Annotated in this window: 22 protein-coding genes and 3 pseudogenes; 9 read left to right on the forward strand and 16 right to left on the reverse strand. The window is 58.6% G+C overall.

Annotated elements, in window-relative coordinates:
* Nucleotides 1–37: 37 nt before the first annotated feature.
* Nucleotides 38–1,114, reverse strand: a complete 1,077-nt coding sequence (locus tag RHM58_RS08755) for an aminopeptidase (RefSeq protein WP_322270102.1) — start codon at nt 1,112–1,114, stop codon at nt 38–40.
* 60 nt (nt 1,115–1,174) lie between these two features.
* Between RHM58_RS08755 and RHM58_RS08760 the strand changes: the two genes are divergently transcribed.
* Nucleotides 1,175–1,597 (forward strand): hypothetical protein, encoded by a 423-nt coding sequence (locus RHM58_RS08760; RefSeq protein ID WP_201256816.1) that lies wholly within the window; start codon nt 1,175–1,177, stop codon nt 1,595–1,597.
* A gap of 40 nt (nt 1,598–1,637) precedes the next feature.
* Nucleotides 1,638–2,057 carry a hypothetical protein gene (locus tag RHM58_RS08765; protein WP_201199398.1) on the forward strand — a complete coding sequence of 140 codons (420 nt, stop codon included), beginning with the start codon at nt 1,638–1,640 and terminating at the stop codon, nt 2,055–2,057.
* Between the two features lie 6 nt (nt 2,058–2,063).
* On the opposite strand, the gene RHM58_RS08770 is transcribed toward RHM58_RS08765, so the two are convergent.
* The gene (locus RHM58_RS08770; protein WP_201199400.1) at nt 2,064–2,303 is read right to left on the reverse strand and encodes a DUF1161 domain-containing protein; all 240 of its coding nucleotides are present in this window, start codon (nt 2,301–2,303) and stop codon (nt 2,064–2,066) included.
* 248 nt (nt 2,304–2,551) lie between these two features.
* Nucleotides 2,552–2,983 carry an OsmC family protein gene (locus RHM58_RS08775; protein ID WP_201195930.1) on the reverse strand — a complete coding sequence of 144 codons (432 nt, stop codon included), beginning with the start codon at nt 2,981–2,983 and terminating at the stop codon, nt 2,552–2,554.
* Nucleotides 2,984–3,222: 239 nt separating this feature from the next.
* On the opposite strand from RHM58_RS08775, the pseudogene RHM58_RS08780 reads away from it, so the two are divergent.
* Nucleotides 3,223–4,224 (forward strand): annotated as a pseudogene (locus RHM58_RS08780) (LLM class flavin-dependent oxidoreductase).
* Between the two features lie 68 nt (nt 4,225–4,292).
* Here the strand turns inward: RHM58_RS08780 and RHM58_RS08785 are convergent.
* Nucleotides 4,293–4,514: a DUF1161 domain-containing protein gene (locus RHM58_RS08785; RefSeq protein ID WP_201199406.1), complete on the reverse strand. Its 222-nt coding sequence runs from the start codon at nt 4,512–4,514 to the stop codon at nt 4,293–4,295.
* Nucleotides 4,515–4,637: 123 nt separating this feature from the next.
* Nucleotides 4,638–4,853, reverse strand: a complete 216-nt coding sequence (locus tag RHM58_RS08790) for a dodecin (RefSeq protein WP_054047931.1) — start codon at nt 4,851–4,853, stop codon at nt 4,638–4,640.
* 157 nt (nt 4,854–5,010) lie between these two features.
* Here RHM58_RS08790 and RHM58_RS08795 point away from each other — a divergent pair, with 157 nt between their 5' ends.
* Nucleotides 5,011–5,337 carry a DUF883 family protein gene (locus RHM58_RS08795; protein ID WP_201195924.1) on the forward strand — a complete coding sequence of 109 codons (327 nt, stop codon included), beginning with the start codon at nt 5,011–5,013 and terminating at the stop codon, nt 5,335–5,337.
* Here RHM58_RS08795 and RHM58_RS08800 read toward each other — a convergent pair.
* Nucleotides 5,334–6,227 carry a LysR family transcriptional regulator gene (locus tag RHM58_RS08800; protein ID WP_201199408.1) on the reverse strand — a complete coding sequence of 298 codons (894 nt, stop codon included), beginning with the start codon at nt 6,225–6,227 and terminating at the stop codon, nt 5,334–5,336. The two genes, RHM58_RS08795 and RHM58_RS08800, sit on opposite strands and share 4 nt — an antisense overlap.
* Nucleotides 6,228–6,339: 112 nt before the next feature.
* Between RHM58_RS08800 and trpB the strand changes: the two are divergent.
* The 3 genes and pseudogenes from trpB (at nt 6,340) to RHM58_RS08815 (ending at nt 8,956) form a co-directional block, all read left to right on the forward strand.
* Nucleotides 6,340–7,564 (forward strand): annotated as a pseudogene (gene trpB / locus RHM58_RS08805) (tryptophan synthase subunit beta).
* A complete protein-coding gene (gene trpA / locus RHM58_RS08810; protein WP_322270104.1) occupies nt 7,564–8,376 on the forward strand; it encodes a tryptophan synthase subunit alpha in 813 nt (270 codons plus the stop codon). Before trpB ends, trpA begins: the two are co-directional and overlap by 1 nt.
* A gap of 121 nt (nt 8,377–8,497) precedes the next feature.
* The gene (locus RHM58_RS08815; RefSeq protein ID WP_201256815.1) at nt 8,498–8,956 is read left to right on the forward strand and encodes an anti-virulence regulator CigR family protein; all 459 of its coding nucleotides are present in this window, start codon (nt 8,498–8,500) and stop codon (nt 8,954–8,956) included.
* Between the two features lie 121 nt (nt 8,957–9,077).
* Here RHM58_RS08815 and RHM58_RS08820 read toward each other — a convergent pair whose 3' ends face one another.
* From RHM58_RS08820 to RHM58_RS08865, 10 genes are all read right to left on the reverse strand, one after another.
* Nucleotides 9,078–11,039 (reverse strand): DUF4105 domain-containing protein, encoded by a 1,962-nt coding sequence (locus RHM58_RS08820; RefSeq protein ID WP_322270106.1) that lies wholly within the window; start codon nt 11,037–11,039, stop codon nt 9,078–9,080.
* Nucleotides 11,036–11,356, reverse strand: a complete 321-nt coding sequence (locus RHM58_RS08825) for a DUF2388 domain-containing protein (protein ID WP_201195912.1) — start codon at nt 11,354–11,356, stop codon at nt 11,036–11,038. Before RHM58_RS08825 ends, RHM58_RS08820 begins: the two co-directional genes overlap by 4 nt.
* A gap of 27 nt (nt 11,357–11,383) precedes the next feature.
* Complete coding sequence (locus tag RHM58_RS08830) at nt 11,384–11,701, reverse strand: DUF2388 domain-containing protein (protein ID WP_201256813.1); 318 nt, start codon at nt 11,699–11,701, stop codon at nt 11,384–11,386.
* Nucleotides 11,702–11,808: 107 nt separating this feature from the next.
* Entirely contained in the window at nt 11,809–12,126 is a 318-nt protein-coding gene (locus RHM58_RS08835) for a DUF2388 domain-containing protein (RefSeq protein ID WP_201256812.1), read from the reverse strand.
* A gap of 390 nt (nt 12,127–12,516) precedes the next feature.
* Nucleotides 12,517–12,732: a DUF1127 domain-containing protein gene (locus RHM58_RS08840; protein ID WP_201195908.1), complete on the reverse strand. Its 216-nt coding sequence runs from the start codon at nt 12,730–12,732 to the stop codon at nt 12,517–12,519.
* A 319-nt stretch (nt 12,733–13,051) separates the two neighbouring features.
* On the reverse strand, nt 13,052–14,545 hold the full coding sequence (locus tag RHM58_RS08845) for an acetyl-CoA hydrolase/transferase family protein (RefSeq protein WP_322270108.1): 1,494 nt from the start codon (nt 14,543–14,545) through the stop codon (nt 13,052–13,054).
* A 179-nt stretch (nt 14,546–14,724) separates the two neighbouring features.
* The gene (locus RHM58_RS08850) at nt 14,725–16,161 is read right to left on the reverse strand and encodes an NAD(P)(+) transhydrogenase (Re/Si-specific) subunit beta (RefSeq protein ID WP_201199426.1); all 1,437 of its coding nucleotides are present in this window, start codon (nt 16,159–16,161) and stop codon (nt 14,725–14,727) included.
* Complete coding sequence (locus RHM58_RS08855) at nt 16,161–16,484, reverse strand: NAD(P) transhydrogenase subunit alpha (RefSeq protein ID WP_007947884.1); 324 nt, start codon at nt 16,482–16,484, stop codon at nt 16,161–16,163. Before RHM58_RS08855 ends, RHM58_RS08850 begins: the two co-directional genes overlap by 1 nt.
* Before the next feature lie 15 nt (nt 16,485–16,499).
* Nucleotides 16,500–17,621: a Re/Si-specific NAD(P)(+) transhydrogenase subunit alpha gene (locus RHM58_RS08860; protein ID WP_322270109.1), complete on the reverse strand. Its 1,122-nt coding sequence runs from the start codon at nt 17,619–17,621 to the stop codon at nt 16,500–16,502.
* 434 nt (nt 17,622–18,055) lie between these two features.
* Complete coding sequence (locus RHM58_RS08865) at nt 18,056–18,955, reverse strand: LysR family transcriptional regulator (RefSeq protein ID WP_322270110.1); 900 nt, start codon at nt 18,953–18,955, stop codon at nt 18,056–18,058.
* Nucleotides 18,956–19,184: 229 nt separating this feature from the next.
* On the opposite strand from RHM58_RS08865, the pseudogene RHM58_RS08870 reads away from it, so the two are divergent.
* Together RHM58_RS08870 and RHM58_RS08875 are read left to right on the forward strand one after the other, a co-directional pair.
* Nucleotides 19,185–20,293: pseudogene (locus RHM58_RS08870) on the forward strand (acyl-CoA dehydrogenase).
* Nucleotides 20,294–20,306: 13 nt separating this feature from the next.
* The gene (locus RHM58_RS08875; RefSeq protein ID WP_322270112.1) at nt 20,307–21,527 is read left to right on the forward strand and encodes a CaiB/BaiF CoA transferase family protein; all 1,221 of its coding nucleotides are present in this window, start codon (nt 20,307–20,309) and stop codon (nt 21,525–21,527) included.
* Nucleotides 21,528–21,652: the final 125 nt, after the last annotated feature.

The raw sequence follows: 21,652 nt of genomic DNA on the forward strand, positions 1-21,652 counted from the left end.
TCGCGGCCCAACGGGAGCGAGCTCCCTCGCCACAGGGTTATTTGCCGGCCAACGTTTGCAGCGCAGCTTTACGTTGCTTGCTCGGCAACCCACCCAGGCTCTCCACGGCCGCATAAAACTTCACCCAATCCCCACCCTCCTGCCTGAACAGCGCCGCAAACGCCGGCACCCATTGGTCGTACAAACCAAACGGCAGCAACTTGGCATTGTTCATCGGCGCATTGATCCAGGCGTCGTAGCGTTTATCCCCGGCCCATACGTTGTCACGCATCGTCCGATAGTCGCGACGCAGCCGTTCGAACTCGGCGGCTTTGCGTTGGCGCATCTGCTCGGCGGGCAAGGGCTGGGCGTACAGCCGTTCAAGTCGAGCGCGACTGTCCAGAACCAGTTGAGTGAACTGATCACGTTGCTGCATCTGCGCGCCGGTGTCTGGGGCGAGTCCACGGCTGGCGCGCCATTGGCGGGTGCCTTCCTGCTCGACAAACGTGGCGAAAGACTCGTTGAACTCAGTGTCGTCCTTCACATAAAACCGCTGATGGCCCAGCTCATGAAAGATCAGCGTGGCCAACCGTTCATCGCCCCAACTCATCATCGAGCTGAGGATCGGGTCATTGAACCAGCCCAGGGTCGAGTAGGCCTCGACCCCGCCGATCGACACGTCCATGCCGTTGAGTCGTTGCATGGCCGCTTCACCCCGGGCCGCGCTCTGGCTGTAGTAACCGCGGTAAGCGACGCAGCCGGCGATGGGGAAGCAATGGTTCTGCGGCGTCAGGGAAAATTCCGGCGTGGCGAAGACATTCCAGACCACATACGGCCGACCAATGTCGGCGTACAGGCGATAGCTCTGGTTATCCGGCAGGTGCAGATGCTGGCTGGCGAACACCCTAGCCTTTTGTGATTGGGCCAGATGTGCACGCAATTGTGGATCGCGCTGTGGGTCGGCAATCACCTCGGCAACCGGCTCCCGGGCCTGCAGCAATTGCAGCTGACCACTGGCTAATTGACCGTAGTAGCTGACGCTGGCGCAACCGTTGAGCAACAAAAACAACACGCCCGGAAACAAAACGCGCAAAACGCGATCAAGTAACCCAAGGCTTGGAAGCGGCCTGATCAAAATAAAATCATCCTCGGAGAGTCTGCCCGCAAGACTATCCCGCCTGACTGGAGCTCCGCTATGCGCATGTTGATGCTGACAGGAGGCCTGCTGACGCTGGCCGGTTGTGCCGGGTTCGGAATGCCCGCCCCGGACCCCGCCCAAGCCTGGATCGATCTCGGTCCAAAGCCGCAAGACACCGCGTTGCAAGCGTTGAAGGTCGATGACAAGGCGACCACCGACAAACGCTTCTTTGAAGTGCAGCCCGGCAGCCATGAATTGAAGGTGCGTTACCAGTTTGCGGTCCAGCCCACCAACATTGGCCCGGACAGTGAGCCGTTGTGGCGCGATTGTCAGTTGAGTGTGAAATTCAAGGATTTCAACGCCGGTGAGCGCTATGAGTTGCAAGCGGGAAACATCGGATTCCATCCGTGGGCAAAGCTCTATGATCAGCAGCGAAAAGTCATTGGGCACGGCACACCGGCAGGCTGCCAACGCACGTGATCGGCGTTATGCTGAATGACCAATCATCAGGACATTCATCATGCGCAGGTTATTGCTGTTGCTCACGGCAAGCGTCATTTCCGGTTGCCTGAGCCCGATGCCGGCGGTCAATCCGCAGATGGCCTGGGTCGACATGTCTACACCGACCCCCGGTGGGAAATTAATGATGGCCGAACGCCTGGATAACCAGCGATTGACCGACGGGCGTTTCTTTCAGGTCACCCCCGGCAGTCATGAGTTGATGGTGCGTTTCGACTTTGAGGTGTTCAGTGGCGGTTTTGGAATGATGAACGATCCCGCAGAGCGCCTCTGCTACCTGACCATTCGCTACGACCATTTCGAGGCCGGCCAGCGTTACATGCTCGAAGGGCGCTCATTGTCGTTCACGCCCAGCGCACGGCTGTATAACGCCAAGCGTGAGATCGTGGCCGAAGACCGGGCGGTGGACTGCGCCATTTGAGGCCAATCAACGATCGTTTTTTTGGTAGATGATCTTCTTCGTGCCGTTTTCACAGGAGCCAACGACCATTGCGGCATCGTGCTTGTCGGCTTCTTTTTTCGTGACTATTTCCAGGGTGTAGGAGGGTATGGCTTTAGCCTGGATTTTTATTTCAATTTCCTTCTTAAGCTCTTCGCAGTCTTTGGTCGCGGCCAGGGCCGAAGTCGCCAATGCACCGCAAATAACGGCCAAGACAAAACGTTTCATGGTTGAAGCTCCCTTGAGGCAGCGCGCATGTCTATGCGCTGAAGCTGCTGTCATTTATTCGACCACAGTTTTACAAAGCGAGTTCTGACTTCGCTCACAAACTGCATGTTCAACCATGGATTGTGTCGTTCATGAGATTGCCTTCGCGAGCAAGCCCGCTCCCACAGTTGAAATGCATTCCAATTGTGGGAGCGGGCTTGCTCGCGAAGGCGTCAGCGCAATCAACGCCTGATTAAACCTTACGCAAATCAGCTAACCAACGATGCCTCCAGGCTGATTTTCGCATTCAGCACTTTGGATACCGGGCAACCTTCTTTGGCCTTGTTACTCAGTTCCTCGAACTGTGCCTGAGTTGCCCCAGGGATTTTCGCCTTGAGGATCAGTTTCACCGCCGTGATCGCAAATCCGCCCTCCACCTGGTCCAGGGTGACCTCAGCGTTGGTATCAATGCTGTCAGCCTTTAGGCCGGCGTCGCCGAGAATCATCGAAAACGCCATGGAGAAGCAGCCTGCGTGGGCCGCGCCGATCAGCTCTTCCGGATTGGTGCCTTTGCCGCCCTCGAAACGGGCCTTGAAGCCGTAGGGCGCTTCTCTGAGTACGCCGGTTTCCGTGGAAATCGAACCGATGCCGGTTTTCAGATCGCCTGCCCAATGAGCCGATGCTTTCTTCGTGATAGCCATGTCTGCCTCCTCAAGATCGGCGCGAAACGTCGCGCCTTCGTGGTTTTCGCTTGGTAAGGGTTCTGAGGATAGAAGACTTGGCAAAGTTCACCCTGTCGGATCAAACCGCTTATCTGGTAGGCAAATTCATGTCTGCTATTGAAACTCGGGTATATGCCCTCATTGCATAGGGAACGCTTTCAGACTCGGCAGGTTTTCGTTCGTGAAAAAACCTGCGCCCCCATTGGAGAAGCAGGTTTATGAAACGACTGTCCGATATCAAGTTTTCGACCCTCGATCTGGTGCCCGTACGGGAGAACGGTAGCGCGGCCCAGTCACTGCGCAATTCCCTGGACTTGGCCCAGCACGTCGAAAAGTTTGGCTACAACCGCTTTTGGGTGGCCGAACACCACAACATGGACGGCATCGCCAGTTCCGCGACGTCGGTATTACTCGGTTACCTGGCCGGGGGCACCTCGACCATCCGTGCTCGGCTCCGGCGGCGTGATGCTGCCCAACCACTCTCCGCTCACCATCGCCGAACAGTTCGGCACCCTCGCCGAGCTCTACCCTCGGCCGGATCGACCTGGGCCTCGGCCGCGCGCCCGGTTCCGATCAGATGACCGCCCGCGCACTGCGCCGAGAACGCTCCGGCAGTGCGGACGAATTCCCGGAAGACGTTCAAGCTGATGCGCTACCTCGGCCCACGCACGCCGGACCAGCGAATTATCGCGATGCCCGGAACAGGCACCAATGTCCCGGTCTGGCTGCTGGGTTCCAGTCTGTTCAGCGCGCAACTGGCCGGCGAACGCGGTTTGCCCTACGCCTTCGCCTCGCATTTCGCACCGCGTTTCATGCACGAGGCGATTCGCGTCTATCGCAATCACTTCAAACCTTCAGCGGTATTGGACAAGCCCTACGTGATGCTCGGCGTGCCACTGGTGGCGGCCGATACCGACGAACAGGCTGATTACCTGGCGACGTCGGTCTACCAGCGAATCCTCGCCCTGATGCGTGGCCAGAGCCTGGTGCAACGTCCGCCGGTGAAAACCATGGACGGCCTGTGGCTGCCGCATGAGAAGGAAGCGGTCGGCGATTTCCTGGGGCTGGCCATGGTCGGCAGCCCGCAGAAAATCCGCGCCAAACTGGAAGTGCTGATCGAGCAGACCCAGGCCGATGAACTGATTTTCACCTGCGACCTCTACGAGCACGCGGATCGCGTGCATTCCTATGAGTTGCTGGCGCAGGTCATGAAGGGCTGATCCCGGAACGACGCGCATAAAAAAGCCGACGCCATTGCGTCGGCTTTTTCATTGAGGGTGGTAACAATCTACTTTTTGTAGACGATCACTTTACTGCCGGCTTCGCACTTGCCGACGACTTTCCCGCCAGCGGCAGCGCCTTTGTCGACAATCTCCAGCGAATAGCCCGAGACATGCTTGGCATCAAGTTTCGCTGCGATTTCGCCTTTCAGGTCTTCGCACGACTTACCGCCAGCAAGGGCTGTTCCCGCGATGCTCAATAAACCTACCGCCAAAATAAACTTCTTCATCGGTCGCATTCCCTGGTCGGATCAAATGGGGAGCATCCAGCAGTAGCCAGATGCGCTCAAGTAGCGCTTTGCCATTCCCTATGGCACTCGGCCAGCGCGCAAGTTCAGAAGACTAGCTCAAACTCAGCTACTGGCAATCCTGAACCCGACTTTCAGTGTCACCTGGAAGTGGGCAGCCTTGCCGTCCTTGATGTGGCCGCGGGTTTCGGTCACTTCAAACCATTCCAGATGCTTGAGGCTTTTGCTGGCTTCGGCCAGCGCATTGTTGATGGCGTCTTCGATGCTGGTAGGGGACGAGCCGACCAGCTCGACTTTCTTGTAGGTGTGATGGTCAGTCATGGCGTTCTCCTTGGGGTATGAAATACAGCCTAGCAGTGATTTTTCGTATTACTTCTGTCGGCCAATCGGGCACCGCCGTTCAGATTTACTGCACTTTCTCAAACCCCTGAAGTCCCAACCAACACACGCTACTCATCACCAATGAAGGAGAGCCACCATGGCCAATACCTCTTTACGTAAAGCCTCATTGCAAAGCATGGAAGCCGAGATCGAGAGTCTTCTCAAATCGCTGGAAAACCTTAAGGACGACGCCTCGGACGAGTCGCGTAAAACCCTCAAGGCCCTGAAAAGCAACGCCGAGAGCGCGCTGAAACATTCTCGCCACCTGCTCGCCGATGCCTATGAAGAAGTGAAAGTGAAAACCCGCGAAACCGGGATCGCCACCCGGGACTACGCCCAGGAACACCCTTGGACTACAGCGGGTGTCGCTGTCGGTGCACTCGGTCTACTCGCGGCTTATCTGTTGTGCAAACGCGGCGACTAATCCGCTTGGCGCAGCTCGTTTTTGAGCCACTGCGCCAACTGCCGAGCGCGGCCATCCGCGGCACGCTTGGGTAGCCACAACGCCAGTTGCGCCGGGGTTTCACAGAAACCCCACGGCGCAACCAGGCGACCTGCTTTCAAGTCCTCGGCCACCAGCGGCTCAGGGGCAATCGCCACACCCAACCCCGCCACCGCGGCTTCCAGCAAATAATACAAATGCTCGAAACCCTGCCCCAACTTCAACGCCTTGGCGTCGAGGCCGCTTTGCTGTGCCCAGCTCGGCCACGCCTGAGGACGCGATGTGGTGTGCAGCAGCGGCTCGCTCAGCAGCGCGCTGACCGGCGCCTGTTGCAGCCGTTCGTAGCCGGCGAAGCGTGGGCTCAGGACCGGGCCGATGCGTTCGCTGGCCAGTTCATAGACTTGCATGTCCGCCGGCCAGGGTGGCTCGGCGAACACCAGCAAAGCGTCCAGTCCAGGCCGCCGTGGGTCGAGATCGCCTTCCCCGGCTGACAGGTGCAGGCGCAGGTCCGGCAGATCCGCATTCAAGCGTCCAAGGCGCGGAATGAACCAGCGTGCGAGCAAGCTGCCGGAGCAGCCGAGCACGAAGGGCGCGTCGGCGGTGCTTTGGGTCAATTCGGCACAAACGGTGCGCAATCGCTCAAACGCGTCGCTGCTGGCATCGCGCAAACGAACGCCGGCATCTGTGAGTTTAAGGCCACGCCCGTCCTTGACGAACAGACTAACGCCGAGGTGTTCTTCCAGCACCTTGAGTTGTCGGCTAACCGCACCATGAGTGACGTGTAGCTGTTCGGCAGCCTGACTGACGCTGTTCAGGCGGGCAGTGGCTTCGAAGGCCCGAAGGGCGTTCAGCGGAGGAAGGTCATGGCTCATGGGATATGTGAGTTTTCCTGACAGGTTGTGGCGATCTTATCGGTTTTCAGGTCGGAACGTCAGGGGTAGAGTGGTCGTCATTGTCATCACACGAATCCAACTGGAGCGACCCATGACCCAGACTAATCTGCGCAACGGCCCCGATGCCAACGGCCTGTTTGGCTCGTTCGGCGGCCGTTACGTCGCTGAAACCCTGATGCCGTTGATCCTCGACCTGGCCCGTGAATACGAACTGGCCAAGGAAGATCCGGCATTTAAAGAAGAACTGGCCTACTTCCAGCGTGACTACGTCGGTCGTCCAAGCCCACTGTATTTCGCTGAACGCCTGACCGAGTTCTGCGGCGGCGCGAAGATTTACCTCAAGCGCGAAGAGCTGAACCACACCGGCGTCGCACAAGATCAACAACTGCCCTCGGCCAGGTCGCTTCTTGCGCAAGCGCATCGGCAAGACCCGGGTCATCGCCGAGACCGGCGCCGGCCAGCACGGCGTCGCGACCGCGACCGTCGCCGCGCTGTTCGGGCTCGAGTGCGTCGTCTACATGGGCACCACTGACATCGAACGTCAGCAGGCCAACGTGTTCCGCATGAAACTGCTGGGCGCCGAAGTGATCCCGGTGGTGGCCGGCACCGGCACCCTGAAAGACGCGATGAACGAAGCCCTGCGTGACTGGGTGACCAACGTCGACAGCACCTTCTACCTGATCGGCACCGTGGCCGGCCCGCACCCTTACCCGGCGATGGTTCGCGACTTCCAGTCGGTGATCGGCAAGGAAACCCGTACTCAACTGCAAGATCAGGAAGGTCGCCTGCCGGACAGCCTGGTGGCGTGCATCGGCGGTGGCTCCAACGCCATGGGCCTGTTCCACCCGTTCCTGGATGACAAGAGCGTCGAGATCATCGGCGTTGAAGCCGCCGGCTACGGCATCGAAACCGGCAAGCACGCGGCCAGTCTGAATGGCGGCGTACCGGGTGTGTTGCACGGCAACCGCACCTTCCTGCTGCAGGACGACGACGGCCAGATCATTGACGCTCACTCGATCTCCGCCGGCCTCGACTACCCGGGCATCGGCCCTGAACACGCCTGGTTGCATGACATCGGCCGCGTCCAGTACACCTCGGTGACCGACGACGAAGCCCTCGACGCATTCCATAAATGCTGCCGCCTGGAAGGGATTATTCCTGCACTGGAAAGCGCCCATGCCCTGGCCGAAGTGTTCAAACGCGCACCGAACCTGCCGAAAGATCACCTGATGGTGGTCAACCTGTCCGGTCGTGGCGACAAAGACATGCAAACCGTGATGCACCACATGGAACAATCTAAGCAGGAGAAACACTGATGAGCCGCCTGCAAACGCGTTTTGCCGAACTCAAGGAACAGAATCGCGCCGCTCTGGTGACCTTCGTCACCGCTGGCGACCCGAGCTATGACACCTCGCTGGCGATCCTCAAAGGCTTGCCGGGTGCTGGCGCCGACGTGATCGAATTGGGCATGCCCTTCACCGACCCGATGGCCGACGGCCCGGCGATCCAGCTGGCGAACATCCGCGCTTTGGGCGCCAAACAGAACCTGGCGAAAACCCTGCAGATGGTTCGCGAGTTCCGCGAAGGCAACACCGAGACGCCGTTGGTGTTGATGGGTTACTTCAACCCGATCCACATGTACGGCGTGCCGCGCTTCATCGCGGACGCTAAAGAGGCCGGCGTTGACGGTCTGATCGTGGTTGACCTGCCGCCGGAACATAACGGCGAACTGTGCGACCCGGCTCAGGCTGCGGGTCTGGACTTCATTCGTCTGACCACGCCGACCACCGACGATGTGCGCCTGCCGACCGTTCTGAACGGCAGCTCCGGCTTCGTTTATTACGTGTCGGTTGCCGGTGTGACGGGCGCGGGTGCGGCAACGCTGGAACACGTCGAAGAAGCAGTTGCTCGTTTGCGTCGTCACACCGACCTGCCGATCAGCATCGGTTTCGGTATCCGTACACCGGAGCAAGCGGCGGCTATCGCTCGTCTGGCGGACGGCGTGGTGGTGGGTTCGGCATTGATCAATCACATCGCGAATGCGTCGACACCGGATCAGGCGATCGACGGTGTATTGAGTCTTTGCGCAGCGTTGGCCGAGGGCGTGCGCAAAGCACGGGTCAGCTGAAAGTAAAGTTCCTGATACAAAGGAATTAGCGCCTCGCAACACAGACTAAACAGTAAGACCGAGGGTTTCAGGACTACGTTCTGAAGCCCTTTTTGCTGTAGGTGCAGTGAGGAAACCCCCGATGAAAATGCCGAAACGGTTGATAGCCAGCCTGGGCGTACTGATGCTGAGTGCGACCCCGTTGCTGCACGCCAGCGCCGATCAGCGCGACGATCACGACCACGGCGGCCCGGAGCAGGGCCAATACGATAACCATGGTGACAACCGTGGCAATGATCACCGCGGCCCGGAGGACAACCATCGTGGCGGTCCTCCACCACATGATTTTGGCCCGGTGCGTCAGACCATTCACGACAATCACGGATACTTTGTGCGTGGTGCGCCGCCACCGCCAGGCATCCGTCTGGAACGTGGCCGGCCGTTGCCTCACGGTTATTACGGCGAACGCCTGGATCAGCGTGCGCTGGGTCGGTTGCCGCAATACGAGGGTTACGAATGGCGCCGCGCGGGCGGCGACATTGTGCTGATCGCCGTAGGAACCGGGATCGTTTATGAAATTCTGGATAACGTGTTGAATTAAGCGCTGCATCGGCACAGCGCATTGCGCGCTGTGCTTCAAAAGATCGCAGCCTTCGGCAGCTCCTACATGGGATGGTGTACCCCGTAGGAGCTGCCGAAGGCTGCGATCTTTTACTTTTCTGTCAGGGCAACTCCAATCCACCCGCTGCCTTGTGCAAAGCTCTCAAATGTTCGCCAATCTGTTTAAGGTTGGCTTCATTAGCCGCAATCTCCGCCGCACGACTCGGTTCCAGCAGCGCTCTCACTTCTTTATCCAGATCCCCGGTCAGCGATTGCAGTTGCTTCTGGCGCAGGCTGCTTTCCGATTCCAATCGCTTCGACTCGCTCGGCTGTGGCAAACCATAACCACCGGTGCCGAGCAATTCGGCGGGACGGCTGAGGAAGCCGCTGTTGGCGAGAATCTGTTGCAAGGTCGCGTTGGCCTTGTCCATGCCGCCGTTTTTCAGTTCTCGAGCGCCCAAGTAGCGCTGCTTCACCTCATCCTGGGCCAACTGTAGCTGCCGACGGAAACTGGCCTGTTCCAACAACAGCAATGCCGCGCTGGTGCGCAAGTCAGCCTGATCGATCCATTGCCGGCGCTCTTCGGCGCTCAATGCCAGCCAGTCTTCGACAGTGGTCTGCTTGATCGGCAAGTGCTTCTTCAGCACTTCGAACATGGCTTGATAGCGATCGCGGAAGGAGTCGAAGCGATAACCCAGGCGTAAAGCTTCGCGAGGGTCGTCCAGCACGCTGGTGTCCGCCAATCCGCGGCCCTTGAGCACTTCCAGCAAGCCGTTGGGCATGATGCTGTCCAGTCCGGTCAGTTGCGCGTTGTTGCTGCCGCTGCGCAGCAGTTTCAGGCTTTCAACCGCGCAATTATTGGACAGGAAGAAGTAGTTGCCGTCGTAGCTCCAGTGCATCTCTGCGGCGTGTTCCACCACTTCTTCGATTTCGGTGCGAGAGAGATTCAGCGGCACCGAAGCCAGGCTGCGCATTTCGGTCTTGGTGTATTCGTCGATCACTTGGGCCAGGGGCAAGACAAACAGGCGTGACGGATATTTACCCACCAGCCCATCCCAACTCGACAACTGTACGTCACCGACGAAGGCGCGGTAGGACAGCACCAGGTGCTGATCCAGGTCCAGCCGGCAATCCGGTCCGCGTGGTCGGCCCGGCGCACAGATCACCAGGCGCAACATGCTGTGGCCCCAACGGCTGACCCAGTTCTGGTTGGCTTCGGCCAGCAGATAGTCCACGGCATAAACCCGTTCCGGGTCGACCTGGCCCAATGGTGTCTTGGCGAAGTCGTTACCGGCATTGAGGAAGGCGAAGGATTTGGCGCAAGTGTCTTTGGCGGCCGGCGCCCAGCCGAAATGTTCTTTGTAGTAGCGGTAAAGCGCAGGACGTCGGCAGGCATAGCTCGGGTCCAGGAGGAAGTACTCCATGTTGACCGCCACGAACTCCTTGGGATTGGTCGTCTCGTAGATATCCGGGCTGCGAACGATTTGCCGGTTGTGCTGCTCGCGTTCGCCACGTCGGCCGACGTATTGCGGCCAGCCGGCCAGATCCAGCAGGCGCGGGTCGTCACTGAGGGTAAAACGTCGCGCCGTCTGGCCGCGGCATTGATCGGGAATGCCGACCAGACCAGAGCTGCTATTGCGCTGGCTGCAACGCTGGATCAGCGTGCGCTGGGCAGATGGCCACAGGCGCGCGCGGTCGTAAATATGGGTGAGTTCGTGCAAGACCGTAGCGAGCATTTCCCGGCGCACGGTGCCGTGGGGGCGGTAGGTCTTTTTCGTCGCGGCGCTGCCGTCGGTGAGGCTGTCGAGCAGATTGCGATTCAGATCGAGCTCGGACACCAGCGACGCCTCGCCGTAGGCGTTGTCGGGCATTTCGTCGGTCCAGCCAACATCGATGCGCCGATCCAGTTGCTCGACGAAGCGCGGCGGCAATGCCTGCATGGCCTCATCGAGCAGCGCCTGGCTGGCCTGCACTTGCGCGGGACTCAGACCGTCGGTCTTGAGCCGTAATTGCAAGCTGGCCTGTGCGGTGTTGCCAAGCAGCAACACCATCCCGGCCAGCAGCCAGGCGCTGAGCGACCTCACAGTGCGAGGATGGCTTCGGCGAGGACCTGATCACTGGCGTCGCGGGCTTCAGGTACGCGGGTGCGCAGGGTATTGAAGGCCTCTTCCAGATGCGCGCCACGAATATCGCCATCGCTGGCGACGAAACTGGCCGCGTCGTCGTGAGCTTCGCGCACGATCTTCGAATCACGGATGGACGTGGTGGTATCAGAAGTGAAATCAAGCGTGCGCTGGGTGGCGCGAATGATCATGTTACTGGTGGCTACCAGGGTGTGCGCCTGGGCCACGTCGGCCAACAACAGCAAGCCAAGGGTGGCAGCAATCAGCGGGCTACGCATGGAACGACTCCGGAGGAACGATGATAACTATTGGACGAGAATTGCTTGTGCCAGTTCAAGGTCGCTGGCATGAAGTTTTGGCTGGCTCCGGCGCAGGTAAACCAGGGCGGATTCCAGTTGCGCTCCTCGCAGTTGGCCGTCACTGGCAATGAAAGCCGCAGCGTCATCCTGAGCGGCGATCAGCAGTTTATGGTCGAAGGGCGCAGAGGTCACCATGCTTGTGGCGTAACCACTGACCACGGTGCCTTGTGTAGACAGGTTGAAGGCGTCGAAAGCCTGGGCGGCGCCAGACCAGCAGGCCAGAAGAAACAACGGAATGGACAACAGATTTGAAAGAAAACGCATGAGACTCGATAGCTGAAAGCGAGCCTCAAGGCTAGCGCAATGCCCGGACTAGAGCCAGCGCCGAAACATTGGGACACGATGGGCGTGTCCCAATGCAGGACCGACGTTTAGATCGCCAGGATGGCCTGGGCGAGTTGTGCGTCAGTAGCGTTCAGCTGAGGTGCTTGACGGTGGATTTCGTCAAATGCGCTTTCCAGTTTCACGCCACGAATGTCGCCGCTGCTGGCGACAAAACTGGCGGCGTCATCACGAGCTGCACGCACAATTTTGTTGTCGCGCAGTGACGAAGAGAGATTGGAGGTGGCGTCGGAGCTGGATTTTAGAGCGCCAACGACGGCGTCGGTGGTCACGATAAAGCTGGAAGCGTGGGCATTGGCAGCCACGGCGAGCAGGGCAGCAACGCTCAGCAGACGAAGACGGGACATGGGGAAGCTCCTTTGGATAAACCGATTGAGAGGTGGCGCAGTGTCTGGAAGATCAGACGCCTGTCATGCGGCGTTCGCCACGTTCTGATCGGATATTAGGCTGACGCGGATGGATTCGAACAGCCCATATAGACGAAACGGCAGGAGCTGCCGAAAGCTGCGATTTTTTGATTTTGGCGTCGGCGGTGACACTTAAGATCAAAAGATCGCAGCCTTCGGCAGCTGCTAAAAGGGTGTACTGGTCAAATTTAGATTGTACAAAACTGTACTGGTTATGTGTTTCATGACCCTGAAACGACAAAACCCGTCGTGGTTTCCCACGACGGGTTTTGTTTGTTCAATTCGGGTTGCTGGCGGTGGACCCTATAGGTCAGAGCCAGCGACGCTAACTTAGCGCCAGAACGGCTTGCTCAGCTCTTCGTAGCGTTGTGCTTCGCTAATCCCGGCATCAGCCAGCAGACGCGAATCCAGACGAGCCAATTGATGGCGGCTGGTAATGCGGCGCTGCCACAACATCAGGTTGGCGATAACGCGAAGAGGCATGGAAGCCTGGGTTTTTGCAGCATTGTCTTCGAAGAACAGCTCGGAACTGAGTGTACGTTCCATGGTTGACATCCTTCCGCTTGTGGCGGGATTAGGTAGTGGTTTAACTGATGCCAATGATCCTCCTGTTTGGCCAGTCCCCCTAGATACAGTTCACTTGTATTGTGAGGGATCAATTAACTGTTTATAGGGGGTGTACTGGTCAAAATTGAGGCAACTGTACCTGTCGGCACCAATACAGTGCAATATAGGTAAGTCGACTCGAAAATGTAGGGGATTTCGGTAGAAAAAGACCAGTACAGCAGTACAGTTTTCGACAGGATCGGGTGTTGCAAGAGCCAACTGACGCAACTGTGTTTGCGTCAGCTGTGTTTTACGTCAATCAGACCACCAGCATCCGCCCGGTTTCTTCCAGGTTAATGTGCCAGCTCAGGGCATCGCGCAGGATGTGCGGGGTGTGCCCACCGAGCGCGCAGGCGGCGATGAAGTAGTCATTCAAGGCTTCGCGATAGTCCGGGTGAACACAGTTGTCGATAACCACCCGAGCCCGCTCACGAGGCGCCAGCCCGCGCAGGTCGGCCAGACCGATCTCGGTCACCAGGATGTCGACGTCATGTTCGGTATGGTCGACGTGGCTGACCATCGGCACCACGCTGGAAATCGCACCGCCCTTGGCAATCGACTTGGTGACAAAGATCGACAGGTGCGCGTTGCGCGCGAAGTCACCCGAACCGCCGATGCCGTTCATCATCCGTGTACCACAGACGTGGGTGGAGTTGACGTTACCGTACAGGTCGAACTCCAGCGCCGTGTTGACGGCGATGATGCCCAGACGCCTAACCACTTCCGGGTGATTGGAGATTTCCTGGGGGCGCAGTACCAGCTTGTCCTTGTAATGCTCCAGGTTGCCGAACACATCGGCATTGCGCCGGGCCGACAAGGTGATCGAACTGCCCGAGGCAAAGCTCAGCTTGCCGGCATCGATCAGGTCGAACGTCGAATCCTGCAACACTTCCGAATACATCGTCAGGTCTTCAAACGGCGAGTCGATCAGGCCACACATCACCGAGTTGGCGATGGTGCCGATCCCGGCCTGCAACGGGCCAAGCTTGTTGGTCATGCGCCCGGCAGCCACTTCCTGCGTGAAGAACTCGATCAAGTGATCGGCGATGGCCTGAGTTTCGGCGTCCGGTGGCAGTACAGTCGACGGCGAGTCGGATTGATTGGTGATCACGATTGCGACGATCTTTTCCGGCGGGATCGGAATGGCGGTGCTGCCAATGCGATCGTCGACCTTCACCAGCGGAATGGGCGTGCGGGTCGGACGGTAGGTCGGGATATAGATGTCGTGCAACCCTTCGAGATTCGGGTTGTGCGCCATGTTGATCTCGACGATGACGTGCTTGGCGAAAATCGCGAAGCTGGCCGAGTTACCCACCGACGTGGTCGGTACGATATGGCCTTGTTCCGTGATCGCCACGGCTTCAATCACCGCGATGTCCGGCAGCTTGAGTTGCTGGTTGCGCAGCATCTCCACGGTTTCCGACAGGTGCTGGTCGATGAACATGACTTGGCCTGCGTTGATGGCCTTGCGCAGTGTGCTGTCGACCTGGAACGGCATGCGTCGCGACAGGACGCCGGCTTCGGTCAACTGCTTATCGAGGTCGTTGCCCAGGCTGGCGCCGGTCATCAAGGTGATTTTCAGCGGCGTGGTTTTGGCGCGTTCGGCCAGCGCGTGTGGCACAGCCTTGGCTTCGCCGGCGCGGGTGAAACCGCTCATGCCGACGGTCATGCCGTCCTGAATCAGAGCGGCAGCGTCAGCGGCGCTCATCACCTTATCCAACAACGAAGGCAAGCGAATACGGTCACGGTACATGGATTATTATCTCGGGCAACGGAAGCAAGGTACTCAGTCTAGTGATTTGAAAAAATCCGTCCCGCTACCATGGTCGAATGCCGAGCCCTGATTTAGAGCCTTTGGTCGGGTTTCACGGGGAATAAAAAAACCCCAGCCTACTAAAGGCTGAGGTTTTGGGTATTGCGCTGGCGCAGGTTTTACTCGACGGCTTTAACCATGTCCTCGATGACCTTCTTGGCGTCGCCGAAGACCATCATGGTTTTGTCGAGGTAGAACAGTTCGTTGTCCAGACCGGCATAGCCGCTGGCCATCGAGCGCTTGTTGACGATGATGGTCTTGGCTTTGAACGCTTCGAGAATCGGCATGCCGGCAATCGGCGATTTCGGATCGTTCTTGGCGGCTGGGTTAACCACGTCGTTGGCGCCCAACACCAGCACCACGTCGGCCTGACCGAACTCGGAGTTGATGTCTTCCATCTCGAACACCTGGTCGTAAGGCACTTCGGCCTCGGCCAGCAACACGTTCATGTGGCCAGGCATCCGACCGGCAACCGGGTGGATCGCGTACTTCACGGTCACGCCGCGATGGGTCAGCTTTTCGGTCAGCTCTTTCAGCGCATGTTGCGCCCGTGCAACCGCCAGGCCGTAGCCCGGAACGATGATCACGGTGTCAGCGTTGGTCAGCAGGAAGGTCGCGTCGTCAGCCGAACCGGATTTCACCGGGCGGGCTTCTTTCGAGCCAGCAGGGCCGGCTGCATCCGCCGTGTTGCCGAAACCGCCGAGCAGCACATTAAAGAAGGAGCGGTTCATCGCCTTGCACATGATGTACGAGAGGATCGCACCGCTCGAGCCTACCAGCGAGCCGGCAATGATCAGCATCGAGTTGTTCAGCGAGAAGCCGATACCCGCCGCTGCCCAGCCGGAGTAGCTGTTGAGCATCGACACAACCACCGGCATGTCCGCGCCGCCAATCGGGATGATGATCAACACGCCCAGCACGAAGGCCAGGGCCAGCATCAGCGCGAAGGCGTTGAGGTTGCCGGTCAGCATGAAGGTGATGCCAAGGGCCAGTGTCGCCAGGCCCAGCAGCAGGTTCAGCTTATGCTGGCCGCCAAACTGTACCGGTGCACCCTGGAACAGGCGGAACTTGTACTTGCCCGACAGCTTGCCAAAGGCGATCACCGAACCGGAGAAGGTGATTGCACCGATGGCGGCGCCGAGGAATAGCTCCAGACGGTTACCGGCAGGAATCGAATCGCCCAGCTGTTTAACAATACCCAGCGATTGCGGCTCAACGACAGCCGCGATCGCAATGAACACCGCGGCCATGCCGATCATGCTGTGCATGAAGGCGACCAGTTCCGGCATCTTGGTCATTTCAACGCGCTTGGCCATGATCGAACCGGCGGTGCCGCCGACCAGCAGGCCGACGATAACGTAGCCGATGCCTGCAGTCGCGAGCTCAGCGCCCAGCTTATAGATGAGGCCGATAGTGGTGAGGATCGCCAGTCCCATGCCGAGCATGCCGTACACGTTGCCGCGTCGGGACGTGGTCGGGTGCGACAGGCCTTTAAGGGCCTGGATGAAGCAGATCGACGCGATCAAGTAGAGCGTCGTTACGAGGTTCATGCTCATTACTTGGGCGCCTCTTCTTTTACGACTTTCGGGGCTTTTTTCTTGAACATCTCAAGCATTCTGCGGGTGACCAGGAAGCCACCAAACACGTTCACTGCGGCCAGTGCCACGGCCAGGGTGCCCATGGTCTTGCCCAGTGGTGTCACGGTCAAAGCCGCCGCCAGCATGGCGCCGACGATCACGATCGCGGAGATTGCGTTGGTCACCGCCATCAACGGCGTGTGCAGTGCAGGTGTTACGTTCCAGACCACGTGATAACCGACATAAATCGCCAGCACGAAGATGATCAGGTTGTAGATACCGGGGGAGATAAGCTCTTCCATCGTCTGAATCCCTGCTTAGGCGTTTTTGCGGATGACTTGGCCGTCGCGGCACATCAGGCACGCGGCGACGATGTCGTCTTCTAGGTTCACTTCGAACTGGCCTTCTTTGTTGAAGACCAGCTTCAGGAAGTCCAGCAGGTTGCGGGCGTACAAGGCCGAAGCGTCTGCCGCGACTTCACCGGCCAGATTGGTCGGGCCACAAATGGTCACGCCATTCGCAACGACCACCTGATCGGCCACGGTCAGCGGGCAGTTGCCGCCCTGGGCTGCGGCAAGGTCGATGACCACCGAGCCTGGCTTCATCTGCGCCACGGTTTCGGCACTCAATAGCGTCGGTGCCTTGCGGCCCGGGATCAGTGCGGTGGTAATGACAATGTCAGCCTGCTTGGCGCGTTCGTGCACGGCCAGGGCCTGGCGCTGCATCCAGCTCGCTGGCATTGGTCGTGCGTAACCGCCAACACCGACGGCGCATTCGCGCTCTTCATCGGTCTCGTAAGGTACGTCGACGAACTTGGCGCCGAGGGATTCGATCTGCTCTTTTACCGCAGGACGCACGTCAGACGCTTCGATCACCGCACCCAGACGTTTCGCCGTGGCGATTGCCTGCAAACCCGCCACACCTGCACCGAGGATCAGCACGCGCGCTGCTTTCACAGTGCCCGCGGCGGTCATCAACATCGGCATGAAGCGTGGGTAGTAGTGAGCGGCGAGCAGTACGGATTTGTAACCGGCGATGTTCGCTTGAGAAGACAGCACGTCCAGGCTCTGGGCGCGGGAGGTGCGTGGCGCGGCTTCCAGCGCGAACGCGGTAATGCCGCACTCGGCTAGCTTAGCGATGATTTCATTGCTGAACGGGTTGAGCATGCCCACCACAACGGTGCCGCTCTTGATCAGAGTCAGCTCGCTGTCGCTGGGCGCGACCACCTTCAAAATCAGCTCGGCACCAAACGCGTCGTTGGCGCTGCCAATGGTTGCGCCTGCCGCTTCATAGGCACTGTCGACAACACTGGCTTTTACCCCGGCGCCGCTTTGTACAGTGACCTTATGGCCCTGGCCGATCAGCTTTTTGATGGTTTCCGGGGTTGCAGCAACCCGTGTTTCACCCGTCTGGGTTTCGAGAGGAACACCAATGTGCACGTCAAATCTCCTGCGTGATCTTATTGAGTAAACCCAGGCACTTCGGATGGTGCGGCTGGGGCGGCCGATCAGCACGATCCCGCCAAATCAGGCGGGGCGCGGCATTTTGCAGGCGAACTTTGTGCCCTTCAAGGGATTATGACGGGTGACGGAAAATTAACTACAAGTCACCCCGTGACCGAATGTCGCAACTAGCCGGGTCAATCCCTTGCAGGCCGTGCCTTGTAAGGATTCTGGTCGAAATTCAAGAATTTACATATCGGTGCGGTGAATGAGCTGTCATGGCATCGAAATAGAAGCTCAAGGCCGCGTCATCAGGCACTTGTGGGACGTTTGTACTGTTTGTCGGTACAGTCTATGAATATGCGACAAATACTTATATCTGTAGTGCTTTGGTTTTGCTGACTACGGGGTCAGTTAGCGAGACATAGCCTTTATCCTTCTGGGCTGTAGCTGTGGGCCTGATTCACCAGCCAATCCCGAAAAGCCCTTAAAGACGCCGATTCGACCTTTCGCTCAGGAATCATCAGGTAATAGGCCTTGATGCTCGACAGCGCTTGCGGATTGGCAATCACCAGGCGCTTCTCTGCCAGTTCACGCTGAATCAGGAACGGCGGAATCAGTGCAATCCCCATATCGTGCATGGCCGCCTGGGCGAGCATGGAGAATAGCTCGTAACGCGGGCCTGTCATGTCGCGGGGGATATTCAGGCTCTGGGAGTTGAACCATTGGCGCCAGGCGTAGGGGCGGGTGGTCTGTTGCAGTAGCGGTAGTTCCGCGATTTCAGCGGGTGTCAGGTTGGTCTTCTTGCCCAGTAGGGCTGGGCTGCACACCGGCATCGGATTCTCTCCCATCAGCCTGTGGGATTCGGTACCCGACCAGTCCGCGTCGCCGAAGTAGATCGCGGCATCGAACTCGGTGTCGGCAAACAAGAACGGACGTGTGCGGTTGGTGAGGTTAACCGTCACCTCCGGGTGCTTGTGCTGGAAGTCCTTGAGCCTTGGCAGCAACCATTGGGTGCCGAAGGTCGGCACCACCGCCAGTTCGATCACGTTCGCGCCTTGCTGGCCCATGACCGACAAGGTGTCCCGTTCAACGGCATCGAGTTGGGTGGCCACACGACGGCTATAGGAAAGCCCGGCTTCTGTCAGCTTCACTCCGCGCCGAGAGCGTCGGAACAGTTCGACACTGAGGAATTCCTCGAGGCTGGCGATCTGTCGGCAAATCGCTCCCTGGGTGAGTGAAAGTTCCTGGGCTGCCTTGGTAAAGCTCTCGTGGCGCGCTGCCGCTTCGAAGCTGATCAGGGCGGTGGTGCTGGGGATTTTTCTGCGCATGTACGTGAACCTCACTAATACGTCGCACAAATGACCTTTGGCGATGCTTCGGAGTGAGAAATTAGCACAACAGTATGCGAAATCCTCGTTTGCCGGAATGCCGCACCGGGCCTAGGATCAACCCACGTTATTTGACCCGATTCGAGAGGACTCACTCATGGGCGGTAAAGCTAGCTTCAACTGGATCGATCCCCTGCTGCTGGATCAACAGCTCACCGAAGAAGAACGCATGATCCGCGACACCGCCGAGCAGTTCGCTCAGCAGAAGCTCGCACCGCGTGTTCTGGAAGCTTTCCGCCATGAGAAGACCGACATCGCGATCTTCCGTGAGATGGGCGAAGTGGGCTTGTTGGGTGCGACCATTCCCGAGGAATACGGTGGCAGCGGCCTGAACTACGTCAGCTATGGCCTGATCGCTCGTGAAGTCGAGCGGGTTGACTCCGGTTATCGCTCGATGATGAGCGTGCAGTCCTCATTGGTCATGGTGCCGATCAATGAGTTCGGTACTGAAGCGCAAAAGCAGAAGTATCTGCCGAAACTCGCTTCCGGCGAGTGGATCGGGTGCTTCGGGCTGACAGAGCCTGACCACGGTTCCGACCCGGGCGCGATGATTACTCGTGCACGCAAAGTGGAAGGCGGCTACAGCCTGACCGGCAGCAAGATGTGGATCACCAACAGCCCCATCGCCGATGTGTTCGTGGTCTGGGGCAAGGATGATGCCGGTGACATTCGTGGCTTCGTACTGGAAAAGGGTTGGAAAGGCCTGAGCGCTCCGGCGATTCACGGCAAGGTCGGCCTGCGTGCGTCCATCACCGGCGAAATCGTCATGGACAACGTGTTTGTTCCTGAAGAGAACATCTTCCCGGATGTCCGTGGTCTGAAAGGCCCTTTTACCTGCCTCAACTCCGCGCGTTATGGCATCTCCTGGGGTGCACTGGGCGCCGCCGAATTCTGCTGGCACACCGCTCGCCAGTACACCCTGGATCGTCAGCAGTTCGGCCGCCCATTGGCAGCTACTCAGTTGATCCAGAAAAACTGGCTGACATGCAGACTGAAATCACCCTGGCGCTGCAAGGTTGCTTGCGTCTGGGTCGTATGAAAGACGAAGGCACTGCTGCGGTCGAGATCACTTCGATGATGAAGCGCAACTCCTGCGGTAAATCCCTGGATATCGCGCGCATGGCTCGCGACATGCTGGGTGGCAATGGTATTTCCGATGAGTTCGGTGTCGCTCGCCACCTGGTCAACCTGGAAGTCGTGAATACCTATGAAGGTACGCATGACGTCCACGCGCTGATCCTTGGTCGCGCGCAGACCGGTATCCAGGCGTTCTATTAATAGGAGAACGGCCATGGGCGCGCTTTCGCATCTACGGGTACTGGATTTATCGCGGGTGCTGGCCGGGCCTTGGTCCGGGCAGATCCTGGCGGACCTTGGCGCTGAAGTGATCAAGGTCGAGCGCCCGGGCAATGGCGATGACACGCGCGCCTGGGGGCCTCCGTTCCTTAAAGACGCCTATGGCGAGAACACCAGCGAGGCCGCTTACTACCTGTCGGCCAATCGCAACAAACAATCGGTGACCATCGACTTCACCCGACCTGAAGGGCAGAAGCTCGTACGTGATCTGGCGGCGAAGTCGGACATTCTGATCGAGAACTTCAAGGTCGGTGGTCTGGCGGCTTATGGTCTGGACTATGAGTCGCTCAAGGCGATCAATCCGAATCTGCTCTATTGCTCGATTACCGGGTTCGGTCAGACAGGGCCTTACGCCAAGCGCGCGGGTTATGACTTCATGATCCAGGGGTTGGGCGGCTTGATGAGCCTCACCGGTCGACCTGAGGGTGATGAGGGCGCGGGGCCGGTGAAAGTCGGTGTAGCGCTGACCGACATTTTGACCGGGCTCTATTCGACGGTGGCGATATTGGCGGCGCTGGCGCATCGGGATCATGACGGTGGCGGGCAGCACATTGATATGGCGTTGCTGGATGTGCAGGTGGCTTGTCTGGCGAATCAGGCAATGAACTACCTGACTACTGGCAATGCGCCTAAGCGCTTGGGGAATGCTCATCCGAACATCGTGCCTTATCAGGACTTTCCTACGGCGGATGGCGATTTCATCCTCACGGTGGGTAACGACGGGCAGTTTCGCAAGTTTGCCAAGGTGGCAGGTCAGCCGCAGTGGGCGGATGATCCGCGCTTTGCCACCAACAAGCTGCGGGTGGCTAATCGGGCGGTACTGATTCCGTTGATCCGTCAGGCGACTGTATTCAAGACTACGACTGAGTGGGTGCTCCAGTTGGAGCAGGCGGGCGTGCCGTGTGGGCCGATCAATGATCTGGCCCAGGTGTTTGCTGATCCGCAGGTTCAGGCGCGTGGGTTGGCTATAGAGTTGCCTCACGCATTGGCCGGGATGGTGCCTCAGGTTGCGAGTCCGATTCGCTTGTCCGAGACCCCGGTGGAATACCGTAATGCGCCTCCTCTATTAGGGGAGCATACGCTTGAGGTTCTGCAGCGGGTGTTGGGGTTGTCAGTTGGTGCCGTGGCTGCTTTCAAAGAGGCTGGGGTCCTTTGAGAGATCCTTCTATATAGAAGGTGTTGTTTTGCTCTCCTATATAGAAGGAATCGTGCGGTTTTCCAGCTTTCAGCAAGTTATTGATAGAAAAGCTAAATCAGGGCTTGACGGCAGATTCTGGAAGT

Source organism: Pseudomonas sp. 10S4 (genome assembly GCF_034344865.1).
Classification (GTDB): domain Bacteria; phylum Pseudomonadota; class Gammaproteobacteria; order Pseudomonadales; family Pseudomonadaceae; genus Aquipseudomonas.

Bases quoted from the DNA above. Each gene is read 5' to 3' on its own strand.
- RHM58_RS08855 (WP_007947884.1), bottom strand. From the start codon at position 16,484: ATGGAAGAGCTTATCTCCCCCGGTATCTACAACCTGATCATCTTCGTG.
- RHM58_RS08840 (WP_201195908.1), bottom strand. From the start codon at position 12,732: ATGGAACGTACACTCAGTTCCGAGCTGTTCTTCGAAGACAATGCTGCA.
- RHM58_RS08800 (WP_201199408.1), bottom strand. From the start codon at position 6,227: ATGAGCCATGACCTTCCTCCGCTGAACGCCCTTCGGGCCTTCGAAGCC.
- RHM58_RS08850 (WP_201199426.1), bottom strand. From the start codon at position 16,161: ATGAGCATGAACCTCGTAACGACGCTCTACTTGATCGCGTCGATCTGC.
- RHM58_RS08815 (WP_201256815.1), top strand. From the start codon at position 8,498: ATGAAAATGCCGAAACGGTTGATAGCCAGCCTGGGCGTACTGATGCTG.
- RHM58_RS08760 (WP_201256816.1), top strand. From the start codon at position 1,175: ATGCGCATGTTGATGCTGACAGGAGGCCTGCTGACGCTGGCCGGTTGT.
- RHM58_RS08825 (WP_201195912.1), bottom strand. From the start codon at position 11,356: ATGCGTAGCCCGCTGATTGCTGCCACCCTTGGCTTGCTGTTGTTGGCC.
- RHM58_RS08865 (WP_322270110.1), bottom strand. From the start codon at position 18,955: ATGCGCAGAAAAATCCCCAGCACCACCGCCCTGATCAGCTTCGAAGCG.
- RHM58_RS08785 (WP_201199406.1), bottom strand. From the start codon at position 4,514: ATGAAGAAGTTTATTTTGGCGGTAGGTTTATTGAGCATCGCGGGAACA.
- RHM58_RS08765 (WP_201199398.1), top strand. From the start codon at position 1,638: ATGCGCAGGTTATTGCTGTTGCTCACGGCAAGCGTCATTTCCGGTTGC.
- RHM58_RS08770 (WP_201199400.1), bottom strand. From the start codon at position 2,303: ATGAAACGTTTTGTCTTGGCCGTTATTTGCGGTGCATTGGCGACTTCG.
- RHM58_RS08775 (WP_201195930.1), bottom strand. From the start codon at position 2,983: ATGGCTATCACGAAGAAAGCATCGGCTCATTGGGCAGGCGATCTGAAA.
- RHM58_RS08875 (WP_322270112.1), top strand. From the start codon at position 20,307: ATGGGCGCGCTTTCGCATCTACGGGTACTGGATTTATCGCGGGTGCTG.
- RHM58_RS08790 (WP_054047931.1), bottom strand. From the start codon at position 4,853: ATGACTGACCATCACACCTACAAGAAAGTCGAGCTGGTCGGCTCGTCC.
- RHM58_RS08835 (WP_201256812.1), bottom strand. From the start codon at position 12,126: ATGTCCCGTCTTCGTCTGCTGAGCGTTGCTGCCCTGCTCGCCGTGGCT.
- RHM58_RS08845 (WP_322270108.1), bottom strand. From the start codon at position 14,545: ATGTACCGTGACCGTATTCGCTTGCCTTCGTTGTTGGATAAGGTGATG.
- trpA (WP_322270104.1), top strand. From the start codon at position 7,564: ATGAGCCGCCTGCAAACGCGTTTTGCCGAACTCAAGGAACAGAATCGC.
- RHM58_RS08795 (WP_201195924.1), top strand. From the start codon at position 5,011: ATGGCCAATACCTCTTTACGTAAAGCCTCATTGCAAAGCATGGAAGCC.
- RHM58_RS08830 (WP_201256813.1), bottom strand. From the start codon at position 11,701: ATGCGTTTTCTTTCAAATCTGTTGTCCATTCCGTTGTTTCTTCTGGCC.